This is a genomic window from Streptomyces sp. NPDC104309 (assembly GCF_055584025.1).
Genome location: NZ_JBVJMV010000125.1, coordinates 1 through 2877 on the forward strand (window position 1 = coordinate 1; position 2877 = coordinate 2877).

2 protein-coding genes and 1 pseudogene are annotated in these 2877 nt (G+C 67.1%); all 3 read right to left on the reverse strand.

Annotation, left to right across the window (positions count from 1 at the left end; translation table 11 throughout):
• Window positions 1-89 precede the first annotated feature (89 nt).
• Window positions 90-943 (reverse strand): annotated as a pseudogene (locus ACZ68L_RS46720) (transposase); the annotation flags it as partial.
• Entirely contained in the window at window positions 834-1277 is a 444-nt protein-coding gene (locus ACZ68L_RS46725) for a hypothetical protein (protein WP_469590997.1), read from the reverse strand. The pseudogene ACZ68L_RS46720 and the gene ACZ68L_RS46725, both read right to left, overlap by 110 nt.
• Window positions 1274-2122, reverse strand: a complete 849-nt coding sequence (locus ACZ68L_RS46730) for an IS5 family transposase (protein ID WP_469590998.1) — start codon at window positions 2120-2122, stop codon at window positions 1274-1276. The genes ACZ68L_RS46725 and ACZ68L_RS46730 overlap by 4 nt, the downstream gene beginning before the upstream one ends.
• Between the last annotated feature and the right edge of the window lie 755 nt (window positions 2123-2877).

Sequence of the window (2877 nt, forward strand, 5' to 3'; positions counted from 1 at the left end):
GACACGGACCCGTGACTGCACCTACAGCTTCATCAACTGCCTCTCCAATCGGTCAGTCCACTCAAATTCGTGCGGCTTCGTGTCGCACGGTCGCCCTCCCAATGTCCCGGTACGGCTCGGTCGTCGGCCTCGGCCGGCCGTTCGCTGATCAGTACCTCGGGCGTGACGTGGGCCCATGACTTCCATTTGGATCGAGCCCGGGGCACCCGCAAGGCCCGGCCGGTGCGCAGGCAGGCGACGAGCTCGCGCTTGAGCGCTCCCCGGCCTTCGATGAACAGGGCCTGGTAGATAGCCTCGTGGCTGATCCGCATGGACTCATCATCCGGGAAGTCAACCTTCAGCCGTTTCGCAATCTGCTCCGGGCGCCACGCCATGACCCACTGGCGGTCACCGCGGTGCGGCTTGTTCCTTCCCTTCCACCCCGTGCCCTCCGGCCCCTGTGCCGTCCCGTCCGGGCGGCTGACCTGGCCCGAGAGCCTATCCTGCACGTAGTCCCGCAGCCGGTCGTTCGCGGCCAGCTTCGCTGTCTTCGGACGCTGAGCCACAAGATCGGCCTTCCACTGCGCGACCGACGCCCGGTAGTCCAACCGGCCGCCACGGGTCGCGGCGTTGCGCCGTAGCTCCCGGGACACTGTCGAGGGATCCCGGCCAAGACGTCGCGCGGTCTCCCGGACTCCGATGCCCTGCGCCTTCAGGATCGCGATCCTTTCACGCTCGTGAAAGGACAGGTACCGGCCGGACTGCGGGGCAAGATCCATCGGTGGCATGCTGCCACCGTGCCGGAACCACCTGCAACCCGCTGCCTGGGATACGCGACTGCAGCTGCCGCCTCCTCAGCGAGCAGCACCTTCGCGATCTCTCGCCAGAACTGACGTTCGACTTCCCGTCGAAGCGCCAGCGCACCCGGGGATTTCATCGGCGACCGCCCGGTCAAGGCCGCCATCCACCCTGCTGGCCTGCCCATCAACACCTCCGGGGACGAGGTGTTGCAACGACCGATTGAATCCGCGCAGTACAGCGCGGCCGCCTTCGTCGACGTCTGTCGTCGGCACGGCATCCACCGCAGCACGGGCCAGGTCGGCCGCGGCGGCCTGGGCGGGAAGCCGGTCAGCGAGAGCGGTGACGGTCTTCCGGGTGATTCCCAGGTGTTCGAGGTGGGCCTCGGCCTCCCGCAGTCGGCCCTGCAGTTCGGCGATCTGTCCTCGCAGGTCGTCGGCCAGGGCCTGCGCGGCATCTTCGTGGAGGTCGAGTGCCTCGAGCAGGGGCTGGATGTTCACGCGGTCACCACCTGCGCATCGCGCCAGGTGGGAGTGTTCGCGCCGGTGAGGCGGCGGGCCATGACGTGAGTCATCGCCCAGTAGACGCGGGAGACGGAGGAGGCCGGGCGGTGTTCGTAGTCGCGAACCAAGCGCCGGTGCAGTATCAAGATCCCGTACGTCTGCTCGACTCTCCACCGTTTCGGCTGCGGGACGAAGCCCGTCTCGTGCGGGTTGCGCTCGACGATCTCGACGTCGATGCCCAGGCCGACGCCGTGCGCGACTACCTGGTTCTTGAAGCCCTGGTCGACCAGGGCCTTCTCGACGGTGCCGCCCGTGTGCTCGGCGACCTGGCCCAGCAGGGCGATGCCCGCGGCGTTGTCGTGCGTGTGCGCGGCCAGCACGGTGACGGCGATGTCCAGCCCGAGCACGTCCACGGCCAGCCGTCGCTTGCGGCCCGGCACCCGTTTCGCCGCGTCCCGACCGGTCGTGGAGGCGGGGACCCCAGCAGCGACGTGGACACTCTGTGTGTCCAGCACCACCAGGGTTGGGTCCTCTGATCGGCGGCTCCGCTCCCGGACCTGACAGCGCAGGAGTTCGTGGATGACCTGGTCGGTTCCGTCGTCGCGCCAGGCGGCGAAGTAGTAGTACGTGGCGCTCTTCGGAGGCAGGTCGTGCGGGAGGTAGGCCCATTGGCAGCCGGTCCGGCCCTGGTAGAGGATCGCGTTCACGATCTCCCGCATTGCATAGGCACCCTGGTGGCCGCTCACTGAGCGGTGTCGGTCCTTCCATGCGGTGAGCACCGGCTCGATCAACGACCATTGCTCGTCGGATAAGTCGCTTGGGTACGGCTTGCGTCCGCTCACCCCGCCACCCCAACAGACCGCCAGCTGCGGACCGACGGACTTCCACCCATACCCACACTTTCAGGCGACGCCAGAACCGCTCAAAGACTCACGAACAGTCCTCTGACAGATGCCAAGCACACTGCAGCTCCTGCGGGAGGCCCCGCGGCGTCCACTCCGGCACCGCCGAAACCCCCGTCTGCGGACCCTGCACCGCACCGGACGCAGAGCTCTGGCGCCCGTGTCCCACCTGCGGGGAAGCGGAACGACTGCGATCCTCCGGTCCGTGCCCTCGCTGCACGCTCAAGCAGCGGCTCCACGAGCTCCTCACCAACGGATCGGGCTCCATACCCCCGAAGCTGCAAAAGCCCGTTTGAGCCAGACGTACCAGGGACTCCCTGAACGCCCACTCGGCATCCGCGACGCCGCCGGGGCCTGACCGGCTCGATCTCCAGGGCGGCTCCCCGATCGTGATCTGCCTTGCCCATCGGCAACAACGTCTCAAGCTGGGATCACTGGCTGTTCGTCAGATCGGTATGCCTGACGGCGCGTGGTGATTCCACTACCTTGATCCACGTTCACAACAGGCCTAGTAGGGCTTGGTCAGGTCGGTGTTGGTGGTGCGTGTCCTGTGGGTTCAGTGTGTCGTTGATGGAGTGTGACTCCGGAAGAAATTGCATCTGTGCGTGGCGAGTTGGAGGACCTTGCGGCAGAGGTCTTCGAGCCGTTCGCGCGTGGTGATCAGCGTCGGTGGGGGCAGGTCTACCTGCGCGGGC